Origin of the sequence: Gardnerella sp. DNF01144 (assembly GCF_049244245.1) — a bacterium.
In the GTDB taxonomy this organism is placed as follows: domain Bacteria; phylum Actinomycetota; class Actinomycetes; order Actinomycetales; family Bifidobacteriaceae; genus Bifidobacterium; species Bifidobacterium piotii.
This window is the reverse complement of record NZ_CP058390.1, coordinates 1,268,124-1,284,592: the sequence shown is the minus strand read 5'-3', so window position 1 is coordinate 1,284,592 and position 16,469 is coordinate 1,268,124. Positions and strand designations below refer to the sequence as shown.

The window sequence follows — 16,469 nt, the reverse complement described above, 5'->3', positions numbered from 1 at the left end:
CCGTATTGCAATTCGCAAATACGAGAGCCTTCTTGATTCAGTAATTTATTAAAATCATCCAGTGTTTTGCAAGCCTGCAGCAACACCAGAAACTGTGCAAAGAATCAAGTAAATAAACTCTGCTTGCTGGCTTTCGCTAAGCTCTTCTTTATCTACCTTGTTGCGCAGCTTATGCAATGCAAGTGACTGAATCACAGAAAGCGCGTCCACGTAAGGCGAGCGCACGCGAATCGCCTGGCCAAGCACATGGCGATGCTGCAACGGCCATTTATCTCCAACAATTTGCAAAACCCACTTGCGAGTAAGTTGCATCTCGGAAAGCACTTTATTACTCAAATCTTCGCGATCTCCAAGGCTTAGATACATGCGAGCAATTCGCTCATCCGTTTTAGCCAAAGACATCTCAATGTTGTCAATAAAAGTACTAAACAGCGGCCACTCTTCGTATGCTTTGCGCAAAGTTTGCAAGTCGCCAAACTTTTCGCAAGCTGTACCCAAGCCGTACCACGCTGCCAAGTTGATTCGAGCTTGTGCCCAAGAGAAAACCCACGGGATTGTACGCAAATCGTCCAAAGACTTTGCGCCAAGTCCACGCTTTGCAGGGCGAGAGCCGATTGGGAGCAAACCAATCTCACTAAGCGGAGTAACAGTTGAGAACCACGGCGTAAAGTCATCTGTTTGAAGCAAATCAATAAAACGATTATGCGCTGCAACATCAAGCTTTTGAGCCATATCCGCATACTTATGCGTCATCTCTGTGTTTGTTTTCTCAACGCTTGGAGCCGACTGAAGCAAAGTTGCTGCAGCCACGGATTCCAAGTGGCGAATCGCCAAAATTGGGTTACCATAGCGAGCAAAAATAACCTCGCCTTGCTCAGTAAGCTTAAATCGGCAATTTACCGACCCAACTGGCTGAGCCAAAACAGCACGGTTTGCAGGGCCTCCGCCTCGTCCAACAGCGCCTCCGCGGCCATGGAACAGCGTTAGGTCAATATCGTGCTTTTTAGCCCATTGAGCAATGCGCTCTTGAGCAGAATGTAAAGCAAGCGTTGCAGAAGTCGGGCCTGCGTCTTTGGAAGAGTCGGAGTAGCCGAGCATAACTTCCATCTTTCGGCCAGTGGCCTTTAAGCGAGCCTGAACTTCTGGAATCTTAATGATTTCTTCCAAAACATTAACCGAATTTTGCAAGTCTTCCAGCTGCTCAAAAAGCGGGATTACGTCGATTGTTGGCGCATCTTGAGGGTGCGCAAACGCAAGGCGATTAAGCTCAAACACATCGCAAACATGCTGAGCAGACTTTGCAAACGAAATAATGTAGCGGCGAGCTGCACGCATACCGTTGCGCTTTTGAATAGCTCCAAGCGCGCGGAATGTGTCTAGAACTTCGCGAGTCATTGGCTGAAGAGGTCCACGCTCTCCATGCAAACCGTGTTCGCGAATATCTTCCAAAGCGCGCGAATGCACGAGCGAATGCTGACGGAACTCCATTTCCACCATGTGGAATCCAAAGGTTTGCGCTTGCCAAATAAGATCTTGCAACGGACCATAAGCCGCGCGCGAATCGCCAGCAGCCGCAAGAGACCTTTGTACAATGTGCAAGTCTTCAATAAAATCTTCGCAAGAATGATACATTAAGTCTGTATCTCGGCTAATCGTTCTGTGCAAACGATCTGCCATAACAAGCATAACGGCTCTATGTGGCTCGCTGTTGGAAACGTCGGATGCGCTTTCCGTTAGCTGCTCGCTCATTTCTCGCTGACGATTCCAAAGCTCCAAAAGCTCAACGCTTGGAGGAGTTGTGCGCGTTTCCATTGTTAAGCATTTTCCAACTTCACGCGTGCGCTCCTCTAGGGCAGCAAGAACGTGGTCGCTAAACTTTCGAGCAACTTGCCTGCTAACTTTTGCCGTAACGTTTGGATTTCCGTCTCTATCGGAGCCAATCCAGCTTCCTGGGTGGAAGAATGCTGGGCAACGCGGCGGCACTAAGCCAGCCTTTTTACCTAGCAGCCAATCGTCAAATCTGCGATAAACCAGAGGAATTGTGTTGAACAAAGTGGCGTCAAAAATATCTAGAATCGTGTCTGCTTCTTCAACAGGAGTTGGCTTTTTAAGTGCGATTGGAGAGGTACGCAGCAATGCGTCAATCTCGTTGTATAGACGCCTGTAGTTTTCGCGCTTATCCGATCCGCCTAAACTATTGTGCTTGCTTAGAAGCTTTGATATTCTGCGGATTTTACCAGCTACAGCCTTGCGTCTTGCTTCTGTTGGGTGCGCAGTAAAAACTGGGTGGAACTCAAGCTTTGCAAGCAATTCCTTAGCTTGCGCAGGGCTCATTTCCGTAAGCAACTTATGATATGCGCAAGTTAGCTCGTTTACTGGGTCCACTGGATTGGAATCCTCAACGTCGCATTCACGCTGATGAAGCACAGAAACCCTGTAGTTTTCTTCGCAAAGGTTTGCAAGATGGAAGTATGTAGCAAACGCGCGTGCAAGCAATTGCATATCTGGCAAATCCATGCCGTTGATTTTTTCTACAGCCTTGCTTAATCCGTCGTTTTCTGTTTCTTGAGCATCAAGCATTTGATTAAAGTGTGCAGCACTTGCGTCTACAGCATTTAAGCGCACTTCGTCAAATACGGTTAATAATTTTTCATCAAATTCGCCCAAAACATCGCGCAGAATATGCAAGCACAAATCCATGTCTTGCTTAAGCGATGCTGGAAGTTCACGCTCCTCGGGGCCTTTTCGCCCTAAACCAGACGTTACAATCGTTGCGTCTGCTGGAGTTACCTGTTGATTTTGAGTTGTCATCAGACCTCCTTGTGCTAGTCATAAGGTTGCTTGGTCGTTTGACTTCCGCGGCTCCTCCGCGGTTATTTAGGTCAAAAGTTGCAAGCCCACAGCCTTTGTTTCCAGCGAGATTCCAAAATAATTGTGAACCGACCTTAGGACTGATTTTTTGTATAAATTTTTTATATAATTTTTTATAGGCAATGCAATGCGTATACTAAAAAATTGTGAGCATAGAAGAGAATAACGCGGATAGCAGCGATAGCAATAGCAGCAATAATAACGGCAGTAACAGCGATAGCAATAAGCCGCAAATACTTTCGACTGGTCATATTGTTGGAAAGCCTTCTGGGCGCTTTCAAACGCACGCGATTCCGCTAGATATGGAAGATGTTGAGCGCGATTGGGATAAACCAGTTACGCAAGCTGGAATTGCAGCAAAATCCAGCATTATTATTCGTGTTGGCGCTTTAGGTTTAGGCGCTGGAACTGGAAGCTACCGCGTTCGCGAGCTTATGCACCGCGTTGGCGAACCTATGGGCGTAAACGTTCGTGCAGACGTTAATTTAACCGATATTGAAGCTACTTGCACAGATAAGCACGAGCGAATTACAGAAGTTGTTGATCTTCCTACTACTGGCGTAAACACAGAGAGAATTTGGCTTCTCGAACATTTTGCAGATTGGTTTAACGTTAAACTTGGAAACGATTCCTTATATCATTCAAAAGCCACTGTTTCCAAGGAATTAGTAGACACTCTTCAAGCTAGCAGTAACGAGAACGCGATTGTTCAAACAGCTAAGCAGTCAGAGGAGCACGCTGCAAAAGTCGAAGAAAAAATGGCAATTCAAGAAGCGATTCGTAAAGAAAAACCTCGCGGAATTTTTGCGCTTCAGCCAGAAAAAACGTATGCTGAGCATTTTTCTCACGTTCAAAATGTCAAGAATGTTAAAAATACTCAAAATAGCCAAAATAATTTGAATTCAGATCTTAAAAACAATTCCACTACTTCATCTAACGCAAATCCTGCTGGCGATTTTTCCGCGCCGCTTACGGTTCGTCAAGTTCACGACCGCTTAGACTTAATCAAAAACCGCAAGCCTCTTTATAAACCGTGGTTTGCGGGCCTTGCCTCTGCTGTAGCATGCGCATCCTTCGCATTTTTGCTCGGCGGCGGCGCTTACGACATGCTTGGTGCTTTTATTGGCGCTGGAATCGGCCACTACGTTAGAAGACGCATGTTTATGCATCATCTAAACCAATTTGTTGTAACGTTTATTGCTGTTGCTGTTGGCGCTTTAAGTTGCATTGCTTCTTTGCGCATTATTGGCTGCTTTGACCCTTCTGCTTTGCATCACAATACGGCTTATATTGGTTCTGTTTTGTTTGTGATTCCAGGCTTCCCGCTTATTACAGGCGGCTTAGATATTGCTAAGATTGATTTTCCTTCTGGCATTCAGCGGCTTTGCTACACAATGGCGATTATTCTAATGGGCACTCTTGCTGGCTGGATGGTTGCAAGCCTTGTTCAGCTAGACCCTCAAGGTTTTACTCCGCTTGGCTTAAATCCTTGGCTTAATGCTGTTCTTAGAATGATTACAGCGTTTGCAGGCGTGTGGGGATTCTCCGTTCTGTTTAATTCGCCTCAACGAATGTGTTTTGTTGCTGGAACAATCGGCGCAATTACCGATACTTTGCGCTTAACAATGGCTGATTTTGGTATTGCTGCAGAAATCGCAGCATTTACTGGCGCTTTGCTTGCTGGCCTTTTGGCTTCCGCCTGGCGTGCAATTGTGCATAGAGGCTGGGCGCCGCAATACTTGGGATATCCGCGCATTGGTCTTACGGTTCCATCTATTGTGATTATGGTTCCTGGACTTTATATGTATCGCGCAATGTTTTATCTTGGGCAGTTTAATACTCTTCCTGCTTTAGACTGGACTTTCCGCGCGTTTATGGTGATTATTTGCTTGCCATTAGGGCTTGCAGTTGCGCGCGTTATAACAGATAAAAGCTGGCGATACGACATTTAGTCATAAGCTAATAAACAAAAAAACGCCCAGCTGCTACTGGGCGTTTTATTTATGCGCGTTCTATTTGCATGCAATCAAAATATGCAATCAAGAAAGCTTTATCAATCAAGAATTAATCAATACTTCATATTCATTGCTTCGCGCACTTGATCAAGCGTCTCTTGTGCAATCGCAGCAGCTCGCGCATTTCCGTCGTGCAAAATATCGCGAATTGAATCCATATCTTTGGCCAATTCCGCTCTACGCTGGCGGTGTGGAGCAAGGAAGTTGTTTACAGATTCAATAACGTACGCTTTTAGTGCTCCTGCGCCCGCGTTGCCGATTTCTTGCGCAATATCTTTTGGATCCCTGCCTGTAACCAAACCAGCAGTAGTCAAAAGCGCAGAAACTTGCGGACGAGCCACTGGATCAAAAGTAATTGTGCGCTCAGAATCAGTTGGACTCTTCTTAATCAACTTTGCTGTTTCTTCGGCAGTTGCGCCAAGCATAATCGAGTTTCCGTAAGACTTGCTCATCTTGCGGCCGTCTAATCCTGGAATTTCTGGCGTATCCGAAAGAATCGCAGCTGGCTCTGGGAAAACAGGATTCTTCTTTGCGTATCTCTCGTTAAACCTGCGAGCAATCGTGCGCGTAATCTCAATATGTGGCAAATTATCTTTGCCAATTGGCACAACATTTGCTTTGCAAAACAGAATATCGCAAGCTTGATGCACCGGGTACGTAAGCAAAAGTCCTGTTAAAGCGTGACCCGAAGCCTCCATTTCGGCTTTAACAGTAGGATTTCTATGCAATTCGGCTTCTGTAACTAAAGACAAGAATGGCAGCATAAGCTGGTTTTCTGCAGGCACAGCGGAGTGCGTAAAAATCATGGTTTTCTTAGGGTCAATTCCAGCAGCCATGTAGTCAAGAACAAGGTTTAGCACGTTATCTTCTACATGCTCAACAGTGTCTCTATCTGTAATCACCTGGTAGTCTGCAATAATCACGTTTGTGTTTACGCCAAGATTTTGCATTGCGACACGCTCACGAATCGAACCAAAATAATGACCTAAGTGAAGTCTTCCTGTTGGCCTATCTCCTGTAAGCATTGTAAAGGAGCTAGGATTTGCTTTTAGCTTCTCAAGCGTTGCGTCTGAACGTTTTTGAGCTGCCACAAAGCTTGCGCTTATCTCGTTTCCAGCAGCTGTAACCTGTGCTTCTTCTGCCATTTCTAACTCCTTACACACGCAATTTTTCTTGCGATTTTTACGCCTAAAATATGGCTTTTATGGTAAAAGTTCACTCAGACAATATACTCTGTTGCGGCAAAGTGGTACGCTCTTGTGTGATGAATTGATTGTTTCGGTAAATATGAGGGGGTCAGATGGGCCGCGGACGACAGAAGGCAAAGCAACAGAAAATTGCCCGTAAGCTCAAATACCTGACGACCGATACGGATTACGACGAGCTTGCTAAAGAGCTTAATACTCACGAGCCTGGTCAAGGATCCTTCGATCCGTTTGAATCTGATAGCTACAATAACACCGAGGATTATCTAGATAATCAAGATGATTCCGAAAGCTTATCTGTAGAGGATGATTCTAAAGACACCAACACTAATGCTGGTAATGATAGTGTTGGTAGCTTGCATGATTCCGTTTCGAGTGGAGATGACGATTTAGACGACTACGCCGAGTGGGCTGCTCAGTCTGCCGCTCAGGCCGCTACTAAAGACAAGTCGTCTAGCAATTCTGGCGTTGTTCATCATCACATTCCTATGCCTATGCCTAGTTTTATGCATAAGAACAAGTAATTTTTGCACAAGAATTTGCACAAGAATTTGCACAAGAACGCTTAATTCTATATGTAGATAAGCATGTAGGCAAATACCCTTAGTTAGCATTAATTGTTAAGAAGAGCTTTTGTAAGTTCGGGCAGCAAATTGCTTAAATCGTCTCGCTCTCCAACTGCGCTTATATTCCCAATTTGCTGCTCGTAATCCCATTTTGTTATTGCGCAAGAAAGTCGCAACCAAACATCTGGGTCAAGTTCTATAACATCTGGCGGTGTTAAATTGTGCGGATCCGAATGTGGGCCTTCTAAGATTTTTACAGCTCCCCAAGGTGCCACTCTTACCTCTACAGCGCATCCTGGAGCTATATGCTCTAGAACGTAAAGCGAATATCTAACAGCCATTGCTTCATCGTTTACACTAACGCCTATTTCGCTTGTGTTTATGCAGCACAAATCTTTTTTATTGTTCGTAGAATCTATTTTCATAGAATTTATATAAGATTTTGCACTATTTGCCCACGTTTCAAACGATTTTTTAGCGCCACTTATATCCGCTTCTCGTATAACAGCCATATTTGAATTATCTCACGAATTGTCTAAGTATTATTTGCGATTTTAATGTTGTTTTATAAAAGTCATATTGTAAATAATTATTAATAAGGGTTTGGGGTTGTGGTATCATCAACAATGAAAACGTGTGCATTGCCGCGTACCGTCTTGTTAAGTGCAATTTGGCGCGGCTACAACCAGCATAATCAAGGGTTGCTATTCGCACATTTTAGGTAAATATATTATTCACGGCACAAGGAGTCAAATATGACTAAACACGTCGCGCCTAAAGCCAAGACTACTGCGGCGGCATTTGCCAAAGAACTTCAAGAAAATCTGAAGTATACCCAGGGTGTCACCCCAGAACAGGCCACTACGGCTGATGTGTATGTTGCCGCTGCTACCGCTGTCCGTCGTCATTTGATGGACTCTTGGATGCAGACACAGCATGACATGATTAACGGAAACACCAAGGCTGTTGGCTATTTGAGCGCAGAGTTCTTAATGGGCAAGCAGCTTGAAAATGCTTTGCTTAACGCTGGCCTTACCGATCAGTTCAACAAGGCTGTTACAAAGCTTGGTTTTGAGCCAAAAGATGTTATCGATGCTGAGTATGAGCCAGGTTTAGGTAACGGCGGTTTGGGTCGTCTCGCAGCCTGCTTTATTGACTCGCTCGCCTCTATCGGCGTTCCAGCATTCGGCTACGGCATCCAATATCGTTACGGCATTTTTAAGCAGCGCTTCGACGAGCAGGGCAAGCAGGTAGAAACCCCTGATTACTGGCTTAGCAACGAAGAGCCATGGGGTCACGTTGACTACGGCAGAGATCAGCGCGTTAACTTTGGCGGCAAGGTTGTTGAAGAAAATGGCAAGCGCGTGTGGAAGCCAGATTGGGCTGTTCGCGCAGTACCAGTTGACTACATGGTTCCAGGCTACAACTCTGGTCGCGTAAACACTCTTCGCTTGTGGACTGCTAAGTCTTACGACGAATTTGATTTGCTCACCTTCAACAAGTCTGAGTACTTGGATGCTGTTAAGCCACAGGTTGAAGCAGAAAACATTTCTAAGATTCTTTATCCAGAAGATTCCACTCCACAGGGCAAGGCTTTGCGTCTTGAGCAGCAATACTTCTTCGTAGCTGCTTCTATTCACGACGCTATTCGCGTATTCTATCCTGGTCAAGATAAGCCAGATCTTACAACCTTCCCAAGCAAGATCAACTTCCAGTTGAACGATACTCACCCAGTTATTGGTATTCCAGAGCTTATGCGCGTTCTTATGGACGAATACGGCTACGATTGGAACACCGCTTGGGGCATTACTACTAAGACCTTCAACTACACTTGCCACACGCTTCTTCCAGAAGCTTTGGAAGTTTGGCCAGCCAAGCTTATTGGCGAACTTTTGCCACGCCACCTTGAGATTATTCAAGGCATTAGCGAGCAGTTCCGCAACGAGCTTCGCAGCAAGGGCGTTTCCGAGGATCAGGTTGAGCGTATGCGCATTGCTACCGACGCCGACGAAAATGGCGAAGGTGCTGTAGTTCGCATGGCTTACTTGGCTACCTACGGCGGCTCTTACGTTAATGGCGTTGCTGAGCTTCACTCTGAGTTGTTGAAGGATGTTACATTAAAGGACTTCTCCAGCGTTTACCCAGATAAGTTCAAGAACGTTACTAACGGCGTAACTCCTCGTCGTTTCGTTCGCTTAAGCAACCCACGCATGTCTGCTCTTATTACTGAGGGCTTGGGCACCGACGCATGGCAGGGTGATTTGGAGCTTCTTGAAGGTTTGAAGCCATTGGCTGACGATCCATCCTTCGTGAAGAAGTTCGCTAAAGTCAAGCAGGAGAACAAGCTTGCCTTCGTTGATTTTGCAAAGCACAAGTATGGCTTTGAAATCAACCCAGACACTATGTTTAACACCATTGTTAAGCGTTTGCACGAGTACAAGCGCCAGTCCATGAAGATCCTACAGGTTATCTCCACATACGCTGGAATTAAGAATGGCACAATCGACGTAGACAAGATGCTTCCACGCACCGTGTTCTTCGGCGCTAAGTCCGCTCCAGGCTATGCTATGGCAAAGCTTACGATTCAGCTCATCAACAATGTTGCTCGCGTTGTGAACAACGATCCAGCATGCAAGGGCAAGCTTGCAGTGTTCTTCCCAGAGAACTACAACATTGAACTTGCTATGAACTTGATTCCTGCAACCGATTTGGATGAGCAGATTTCTCAAGCTGGTAAGGAAGCTTCTGGCACTGGTAACATGAAGTTCGCTTTGAACGGTGCTTTGACTGTTGGTACTCTCGACGGTGCAAACGTTGAGATTCGTGAACGCGTTGGCGCTGAGAACTTCTTCCTCTTCGGCATGACTGTTGACGAGGTTGAGAAGCTCTACGCTGAAGGCTACGATCACGGCGGCTCCCGCAAGTACTACGAGTCTGATCCTCGCTTGAAGACAGCTGTAGACATGGTTGCTGACGGCACATTCTCCAACGGCGACAAGAGCGTGTATGAGCCACTCGTCAACGATTGGCTTACTCACGATTACTTCATGGCAATGGCTGACTTTAGCTCTTACATGGATATTCAAGCTCAAATTGAGGAAACTTACCGCGATCCGATGAAGTGGGCACGTATGGCTGTGTTGAACGTAGCCAACTCTGGTTACTTCTCTTCCGATCGCTCTATCGAAGATTACCTCGATCGCATTTGGCACACTGGCGCTCTTCCAACTGCTGAATAAGCAAAAGGCGCTAATTGTAGTAGCTATTAAATAAAGAAAAGAGCAGTGGAAACATTTTTCCGCTGCTCTTTTTATATGTTTTATGCGTTTTATGTGTTCTTCAATCTTTTATAAAATGTGTTACTTGTAATCTTAAAGTCATACAATATAACGCGGTAAATATACGTTTTAATTAATCTAAGATTAAGGAAAAATATGTCTGTAGAAGAAAATATGCAGCATAGTTTGCTCCCAGAAGGTGCCGAATTATTAAACGGATTATATTCTGTAAGGGATTATATACAAAAGTTTAATGAAAAACTTAGTCTGTTTATGCAAGCAGAAAAAGAAAAACGACAATTACTATCTGAACAGCAACTTATTCTTAAAAACCTTATCAAAACAGACAGCGCTAAAGAAAAATCTGATTATGGTCTTTTTATGGCTGGTATAGCCTTTAGCGTCGTATTCGGAGTTATTACTGCACTAAGTGGAAATATTAACGGACTTATTTTTTGCGTAGTTATAACAGCTGTGTTTGCTGTTGGAAAAGCAAAGAACAGCAAAGCAATGTTAACTACAGGAAGAGTCTTACTGGTTCTGCTTATATTAGCTTGGCTTAGTGGATTGTGGAATGCTTATACTTTTTCGGTTAAATACAACAATGTTGAGTCGTTTGTATTTTATGCTGCTATTAATGTTATTGCATTCGTTGTTGCGGCTATTGTGGCTGCGATTATTGTTAAAAAATATAATAAAAAGATTAATCGCGATAACAATAAAGAAGAAAAACGTGTTTCTGAATTAAATGCACAAATTAAAGAGAAGAATGATCAGATTGTTCAACACAATAACATGGTTGACGAGCGTCGTAATGCACTATACAAAGAAATGAATGACATTAAAGAGCGTATGCTTGCAGAAACTTCTTCTTGGTATCCAAATGATTACTATGTTTTAGATTCTGTTGAATATTTTATTTCTCTAGTTAAGAATCACGAGGCAGATACAATCAAAGAGATGATTACTGCATACAAGCGAGATCAATATCATAACCAAGTTCTTAATAATCAAATGGATATGAGACAAAAGCTAAATGCTATGGTCGATAATCAGAATACAATGCTTGAGAATCAAGAAGAGATGATTAAGCTACAGAAGATTTCTAACATTCTTCAAACTATGACATGCGTTAATAGCTTTATTATTGCAGACAATACAAGCGCAATTGCTAACAACACTAGAGAGATTGCAGACAATACAAGAGGAATCGAACAGAACACTCGTCCTCGTTCTTCTTGGTTCTAAAAAATATTTAGATAAAACACAAAATAAAACACAAAATAAAAAACGAGTGACGGCAGGTTCTCAAAGAAATCTACCGCCACTTATGTTTATAAACAGTTAAGCTATTAAGCTTCTACTGCCTTAGCTGCTTCAGATTCGTCTTTATCTTCTTTTTCTGCGCCTATGTTAATTGGCGAAGAGCTGTTCTCCCATGGCTGCTCCCATGGATCGTAATCAGGATTATGCTGCTTGTAAACATACAATGCTGCAATACCTGCGAGCAGTGCTCCAAAGAGCAGTGCAAAGAACTTCCAACCGCCAGAGGACCTGTTCTCCATGATGGCTCCTTTCGTTAAGCTGACCTGCTCGTCCAAGTCAACGTTTGTATCGAGTTTACTCGTGTATTCACTATAATAGTGATTTTTTTTAACACTTGCATCTTTTTATTATATTTTTATGCACAAAACAGCATAAATCTTACGAAACATTTTTAATGACCATTATGGTCGCTATTTATGTATACAAATTTGTGTATGCAATTAGATAATGTTATTTTATGAACAATTTTGACATAAACACTATTGTTAAGCGCTTTAAAACTAATTGCAAAACCGCAACGTATTCAATTATCTACATTTGCGTGTTTGTGTGGATTATTGAGATGATTCTTCACACTTTTTTGCCAAGCGCATATCAACTATTTGTTGAAAATACTGCTTTTGCGCCATTTTTGATTACAAAAGCAAGCTGGACTTGGTTTACGTCTATGTTTGTTCACGCGCCAGAACTTACGCACATTCTTTTTAACATGATTTGCTTGTATTCACTTGGCGTAGAACTTGAGAGATTCTTTGGTAAATGGAAGTTCTTTTTCTTATACGCTATTAGTGGGCTTGGTGGATGCGTTGCAACTCTACTTTACTCAAAGCTTACACAAGACTGGGTGATTGCAGCTTATGGGGCTTCGGGAGCGATTATGGGGCTTATTGGCGCTCTTTTGGTTGCGCAATGGCGACTTGGCGAAAGCGTTAATGGCACTTTAATTTGGATTGGCCTAACGCTTGCAATGCCTCTTTTGGTTCCAAATATTGCTTGGCAAGCTCATATTGGTGGAATTGTTACTGGAATAGTTCTGTCTGCTTTACTCGGCACTAATAATCCTCTTCTTAAAAAAGCATCTTTTAATGAGAGATTTGCTGTTTACTCTTTACTAACACTTATTGTTCTTCTTGCAATAAGCGCATTCTGTTTACAATAAATTTCGTTAAATTACACGCGTGTAGTTCTCCACAATTGTGGACATGAATGTGCATAACCTGGGTATAACATGGGTATATCTAAATAAGTTATCCACATTGTTATACACAATCGTTGATAACTCTGCATTTTCAGCCATGTTAACAAGTGTATAAAAGTTATCCACATTTTTGAAAAATTGTGACTTTCTCTAAACCTTAATCAAAAATAGAATTATGCAATCTAACAACACTCACACAAAACAACTACAAGATCAAAATCAGCAAACTATTGATTTTATTCTTCAAAATCAAAACACAAACCCAAAAGAAGCTGCACTAAAAGCGTCTAATAACCCAAACGTGAATGTTGCTTTTGCTGTTAATCAAATAAGCGGAATGCAAATTGCAAAAACAAAGTTGCCAATGTGGTACAAAAACAATCAAGTTATATACCCATCACATATTTCTATGGAACAGTGCTCATCGCAAGCAACCGCACAATATAAAGCACGCATAGCAAATCGTCTTATAAAAAACAACAATATTGATAAGTGCAAAACAACCCTAATCGACTTAACTGGCGGATTTGGAGTAGATTGCGCAATTATGAGCCAAGAGTTTTGCAAAGCAATTTGCGTAGAAACTCAAGAAGAACTATCTGCCATAAGCCAACACAATATGACTGCTATGCACTTAAACAATGTTCAATGCGTAAACTCAACAAGCGTAGAAGTTTTAGAAAAAGTAGACTACGCAACGATTATTTACATTGATCCTGCAAGACGAGATAAAAGTGGAGCTAGAACGTACGCGATTAAAGATTGCACACCTAATGTTTTAGAACTAAAACCACGCATGCTGCAAGTAGCAAAATTTGTGATTATTAAACTATCTCCAATGCTTGATTGGAGAAAAGCTGTTTGCGATTTTTGTGGAAACGTTAGTCAAGTACACATTGTTTCGCACAATAATGAGTGCAAAGAGCTGCTTTTAGTATTGGACTCAAACATGCATTCAAATATTGAAGTTTATTGCGCAAACAACGATTCAGTAACCGTTTTTAACGCAAAATACAATCTGGACTTAAATAAAGTAGAAGAAGTGCAAGAGACGCAAAAATCGCAAGAATCACACATAAAAACCGAACAAAACTCAAATGATTCAAATGATTCAATAAGTGATTGGAAAAACTGCGCTAAATATGTTTATGAGCCAAATTCTTCAATTATGAAGTCGGGATTTTTTAAGATTTTAAGCTCTAAATACAACATAGTTCAAATCGCAAGCAACAGCCACGTTTTTATATCTTGCGAATATAAATCAGATTTTCCTGGAAACATTTGGAAAATAGACAATATTTGTAGCTTAAACAAAAAAGAAATCAGCAAAGCTCTTTCTAAAATAACTTACGCAAATATTGCAACATACAATTTTCCACTAAGCGTAAACGACTTAAAGAAAAGGCTTAAGTTAAAAGACGGTGGAAACACTAGGATTATTGCAACTACCGATTCTAAAAATAATCATGTTCTTATTTGTGCAAGTAAAGCGGAGTAATAAACACACAAAATGCACAAAAACACAAAACACGCATATAAAAATGGCTGCATGCTTATTACATGCAGCCATCAAAAATCAAGCTATATACAAGCTATATACAAGCTATCTCCAGCACATTGTCATTAAGAATCCAGCCATAACCAAGCACGCTGCAATCAAAAGATTAAACGCTCCAATTCCTGGAATTGGCAAAGCAGGATTCAAGTAATAAATAACAGCCCAGAACAAGCCAACAATCATAAGCGTGCAAAATAGTGGAACAAACCATCCAGCATTAGCTTTAGTGCCCTTAATGGACTCTTCAACTCTGCGAGTATTTTCTTCTTGACGCTTCATCATGCGCTGTATTTGCGGAGACAACGACGACTTATCGGCAGTTGCGTTCAAAACAGCTTCAACCTGTTCCATAGGAACACCATACAAGTCTTCTTTAGAAGAGTTTTGAGATTCATCCACATCGGCAGATGAAGTGGTGTTCAATTTATTCAATTCTTCGTCAGCCATAACAGTAACACTCCAATCAATCGGCTACACGCTATAATAATAGTTACACTCGAACGCAAGAAGAAGAATGGGTAATATGGCAAAACAAACAGGTAAACACGGCGCTAGAAAATCGCTGTTAGGAAGCGTTGCCGTTGCCCTAGCAATTTGTTTTACTGGTTACTTATTCGTTACTAATTTGCGCATAAATCGTACTGCATTTGTAACTTCCGATACGGGGCAAATGGTGGAAAGAAATTCTCAAAGAGCAAAATCTTTGAGAGAAGAGGTTAAAGAGTTAGATTCTAAAGTTAATCTTCTAAACAAAACGTTAACAAGCAGCACAAGCGGGTCTGATTCTTCCGACGATACTGGCGCAAGCACAATACTTCCAGCAATACAAGGACCAGGAATTACTGTAACGCTAAACGATTCGCCACTTTGGAAAACGGCCGTAAACGGGTCTGGAAGCTCCGCAAACATAAATGACTATGTAATTCACCAACAAGATATAGAAGCCGTTGTAAATGCCCTATGGAAAGGCGGAGCGGAGGCTATAACAATTCAGGGTCAAAGAATCTTGTTTAATTCAGCTGTTGTTTGTATTGGAAATGTGCTTATGTTGCAAGGCCATCAGTACTCGCCACCGTATAGAATATCTGCTATTGGCTCAATAGAAGACATGATAGAATCGTTGGATAATTCTCCAGCAATTCAAACATATAAAGACTATGTCAGTACTTTTGGGCTGGGATGGAAAGTGGAAAAAAGGGGGAACCTAAAGTTCTTAGAGTCGTCTGCATTATTGCAGCCTCTAAGGTTTGCATCGGTTCCAAAAGATGCAGATATTATTGACAATATTCCCCAACACCATTCCACCAAACAATAAAGGAGTAAAATGAAGCGTTCTAACTACAAGCACGAACGTAGCGAAGCCAAAGCAACAAAGGCTAGCGCACTTTGGACAATAGCTGGCGTTGTTGGAGAACTTCTTATAGCTTTTGCAGTTGTTTGCGCATTGTACATTGTCTGGCAAATGTGGTGGACGGGCGCTCAATCCGAGCATGTACAGTTTGAAACCAGAGAGGCTGTTTCGTGGAAGAATCCTGCTGCTGGTAAAAAAACCAAGATTGCTCTTCCTCAAGTAGACGATCCTCCTAAATTGCAAAAAGTAAAGTATGGAGAACTTGTTGCTCGAGCATACATTCCTAGGTTTGGCGATCAATGGGAGCGCAATATTGTTGAAGGCGTTAGCCTAGAAATATTAAATAGGCGAGGACTTGCACACTTCCCTAAAACAGAAATGCCAGGAGAAATTGGAAACTTGGCTATTAGTGGTCACCGAAATGGTTACGGTCAGCCTTTAGCAGACGTTGACCGATTCCAAAAGGGCGATCCTATTATTATTCGCACAAAAGATTATTGGTTCGTTTATAAGTACGTTACTCACAAGATTGTTAGACCAGATCAAAGTGAAGTTCTTGATCAAGACCCAATAAATCACAGCAAGAATCCTAAAAAGCGCATGATTACGCTTGTTACTTGTGAGCCAAAATATTCAACTCCTAAGTTCCGCTTTATTAGCTTTGGCGAGTTTGATTATTGGGCTAAGGTTTCCGACGGTATTCCTAAAGAGCTTTCTACGGTAGATGCAAACGGTCAAGTTAAGTTTGTAAACAACGAACAGCAGTCTTTGGTTTCTAAGCTAGATTCACTTGTGCCAATTATGCTTATTGCTATAGTTGCGTACATTATTATCTTCGCTGCAGCAGCTATAGCTTGGCAGTGGCCTCTAAGACGTCAAATTCGAGCTGGATTAAAGCCAAAGCCAGAATTTAGCATTTTTGGCGGACTTATGCGCTTGCAGCCTGGTATTTTGCCAATAAGATTAGTTCTTTGTGCACTAATCTACGTAACAGCAATTGCAATTCTTATGCAATGGATATATCCGTTTGCTTCGGCAACAATTCCATTCTTAAGAGAAATGTCTGCATACACAACAACGATTTATTAAATCGCTACTAAT

13 protein-coding genes are annotated in these 16,469 nt (G+C 42.2%); 8 read left to right on the top strand and 5 right to left on the bottom strand.

Annotated elements, in window-relative coordinates:
• Nucleotides 1–54 precede the first annotated feature (54 nt).
• A complete protein-coding gene (locus HXT36_RS05330; protein WP_421778701.1) occupies nt 55–2,811 on the bottom strand; it encodes a phosphoenolpyruvate carboxylase in 2,757 nt (918 codons plus the stop codon).
• A gap of 206 nt (nt 2,812–3,017) precedes the next feature.
• Here HXT36_RS05330 and HXT36_RS05325 point away from each other — a divergent pair, with 206 nt between their 5' ends.
• Nucleotides 3,018–4,823 carry a threonine/serine ThrE exporter family protein gene (locus HXT36_RS05325; protein ID WP_421778700.1) on the top strand — a complete coding sequence of 602 codons (1,806 nt, stop codon included), beginning with the start codon at nt 3,018–3,020 and terminating at the stop codon, nt 4,821–4,823.
• 116 nt (nt 4,824–4,939) lie between these two features.
• On the opposite strand, the gene trpS is transcribed toward HXT36_RS05325, so the two are convergent.
• Nucleotides 4,940–6,031 (bottom strand): tryptophan--tRNA ligase, encoded by a 1,092-nt coding sequence (gene trpS, locus HXT36_RS05320; RefSeq protein ID WP_016799802.1) that lies wholly within the window; start codon nt 6,029–6,031, stop codon nt 4,940–4,942.
• 155 nt (nt 6,032–6,186) lie between these two features.
• Between trpS and HXT36_RS05315 the strand changes: the two genes are divergently transcribed.
• Nucleotides 6,187–6,615 (top strand): DUF3073 domain-containing protein, encoded by a 429-nt coding sequence (locus tag HXT36_RS05315; protein WP_016801871.1) that lies wholly within the window; start codon nt 6,187–6,189, stop codon nt 6,613–6,615.
• Nucleotides 6,616–6,704: 89 nt separating this feature from the next.
• Here HXT36_RS05315 and HXT36_RS05310 read toward each other — a convergent pair whose 3' ends face one another.
• Nucleotides 6,705–7,169: a sterol carrier family protein gene (locus HXT36_RS05310; protein ID WP_016801870.1), complete on the bottom strand. Its 465-nt coding sequence runs from the start codon at nt 7,167–7,169 to the stop codon at nt 6,705–6,707.
• 243 nt (nt 7,170–7,412) lie between these two features.
• Here HXT36_RS05310 and HXT36_RS05305 point away from each other — a divergent pair, with 243 nt between their 5' ends.
• Both HXT36_RS05305 and HXT36_RS05300 read left to right on the top strand, forming a co-directional pair.
• The gene (locus HXT36_RS05305; RefSeq protein WP_116285314.1) at nt 7,413–9,896 is read left to right on the top strand and encodes a glycogen/starch/alpha-glucan phosphorylase; all 2,484 of its coding nucleotides are present in this window, start codon (nt 7,413–7,415) and stop codon (nt 9,894–9,896) included.
• A 195-nt stretch (nt 9,897–10,091) separates the two neighbouring features.
• On the top strand, nt 10,092–11,183 hold the full coding sequence (locus tag HXT36_RS05300; protein ID WP_116285316.1) for a hypothetical protein: 1,092 nt from the start codon (nt 10,092–10,094) through the stop codon (nt 11,181–11,183).
• Between the two features lie 104 nt (nt 11,184–11,287).
• Here HXT36_RS05300 and HXT36_RS05295 read toward each other — a convergent pair whose 3' ends face one another.
• Nucleotides 11,288–11,500 carry a hypothetical protein gene (locus HXT36_RS05295; RefSeq protein WP_415680682.1) on the bottom strand — a complete coding sequence of 71 codons (213 nt, stop codon included), beginning with the start codon at nt 11,498–11,500 and terminating at the stop codon, nt 11,288–11,290.
• A 218-nt stretch (nt 11,501–11,718) separates the two neighbouring features.
• On the opposite strand from HXT36_RS05295, the gene HXT36_RS05290 reads away from it, so the two are divergent.
• Complete coding sequence (locus HXT36_RS05290) at nt 11,719–12,420, top strand: rhomboid family intramembrane serine protease (RefSeq protein WP_004132391.1); 702 nt, start codon at nt 11,719–11,721, stop codon at nt 12,418–12,420.
• A gap of 214 nt (nt 12,421–12,634) precedes the next feature.
• Complete coding sequence (locus HXT36_RS05285; protein ID WP_421778698.1) at nt 12,635–13,957, top strand: THUMP-like domain-containing protein; 1,323 nt, start codon at nt 12,635–12,637, stop codon at nt 13,955–13,957.
• 105 nt (nt 13,958–14,062) lie between these two features.
• On the opposite strand, the gene crgA is transcribed toward HXT36_RS05285, so the two are convergent.
• Entirely contained in the window at nt 14,063–14,464 is a 402-nt protein-coding gene (crgA, locus tag HXT36_RS05280; RefSeq protein ID WP_020757063.1) for a cell division protein CrgA, read from the bottom strand.
• 76 nt (nt 14,465–14,540) lie between these two features.
• Between crgA and HXT36_RS05275 the strand changes: the two genes are divergently transcribed.
• Complete coding sequence (locus tag HXT36_RS05275; RefSeq protein WP_421778697.1) at nt 14,541–15,332, top strand: DUF881 domain-containing protein; 792 nt, start codon at nt 14,541–14,543, stop codon at nt 15,330–15,332.
• A 9-nt stretch (nt 15,333–15,341) separates the two neighbouring features.
• Nucleotides 15,342–16,457, top strand: a complete 1,116-nt coding sequence (locus tag HXT36_RS05270) for a class E sortase (protein ID WP_016793990.1) — start codon at nt 15,342–15,344, stop codon at nt 16,455–16,457.
• Nucleotides 16,458–16,469 lie beyond the last annotated feature (12 nt).

What these genes read in the sequence shown, in the direction of transcription:
- HXT36_RS05300 (WP_116285316.1), top strand. Translation starts at nt 10,092, where the DNA reads ATGTCTGTAGAAGAAAATATGCAGCATAGTTTGCTCCCAGAAGGTGCC.
- HXT36_RS05275 (WP_421778697.1), top strand. Translation starts at nt 14,541, where the DNA reads ATGGCAAAACAAACAGGTAAACACGGCGCTAGAAAATCGCTGTTAGGA.
- crgA (WP_020757063.1), bottom strand. Translation starts at nt 14,464, where the DNA reads ATGGCTGACGAAGAATTGAATAAATTGAACACCACTTCATCTGCCGAT.
- HXT36_RS05305 (WP_116285314.1), top strand. Translation starts at nt 7,413, where the DNA reads ATGACTAAACACGTCGCGCCTAAAGCCAAGACTACTGCGGCGGCATTT.
- HXT36_RS05315 (WP_016801871.1), top strand. Translation starts at nt 6,187, where the DNA reads ATGGGCCGCGGACGACAGAAGGCAAAGCAACAGAAAATTGCCCGTAAG.
- trpS (WP_016799802.1), bottom strand. Translation starts at nt 6,031, where the DNA reads ATGGCAGAAGAAGCACAGGTTACAGCTGCTGGAAACGAGATAAGCGCA.
- HXT36_RS05310 (WP_016801870.1), bottom strand. Translation starts at nt 7,169, where the DNA reads ATGGCTGTTATACGAGAAGCGGATATAAGTGGCGCTAAAAAATCGTTT.
- HXT36_RS05295 (WP_415680682.1), bottom strand. Translation starts at nt 11,500, where the DNA reads ATGGAGAACAGGTCCTCTGGCGGTTGGAAGTTCTTTGCACTGCTCTTT.
- HXT36_RS05330 (WP_421778701.1), bottom strand. Translation starts at nt 2,811, where the DNA reads ATGACAACTCAAAATCAACAGGTAACTCCAGCAGACGCAACGATTGTA.
- HXT36_RS05270 (WP_016793990.1), top strand. Translation starts at nt 15,342, where the DNA reads ATGAAGCGTTCTAACTACAAGCACGAACGTAGCGAAGCCAAAGCAACA.
- HXT36_RS05285 (WP_421778698.1), top strand. Translation starts at nt 12,635, where the DNA reads ATGCAATCTAACAACACTCACACAAAACAACTACAAGATCAAAATCAG.
- HXT36_RS05290 (WP_004132391.1), top strand. Translation starts at nt 11,719, where the DNA reads ATGAACAATTTTGACATAAACACTATTGTTAAGCGCTTTAAAACTAAT.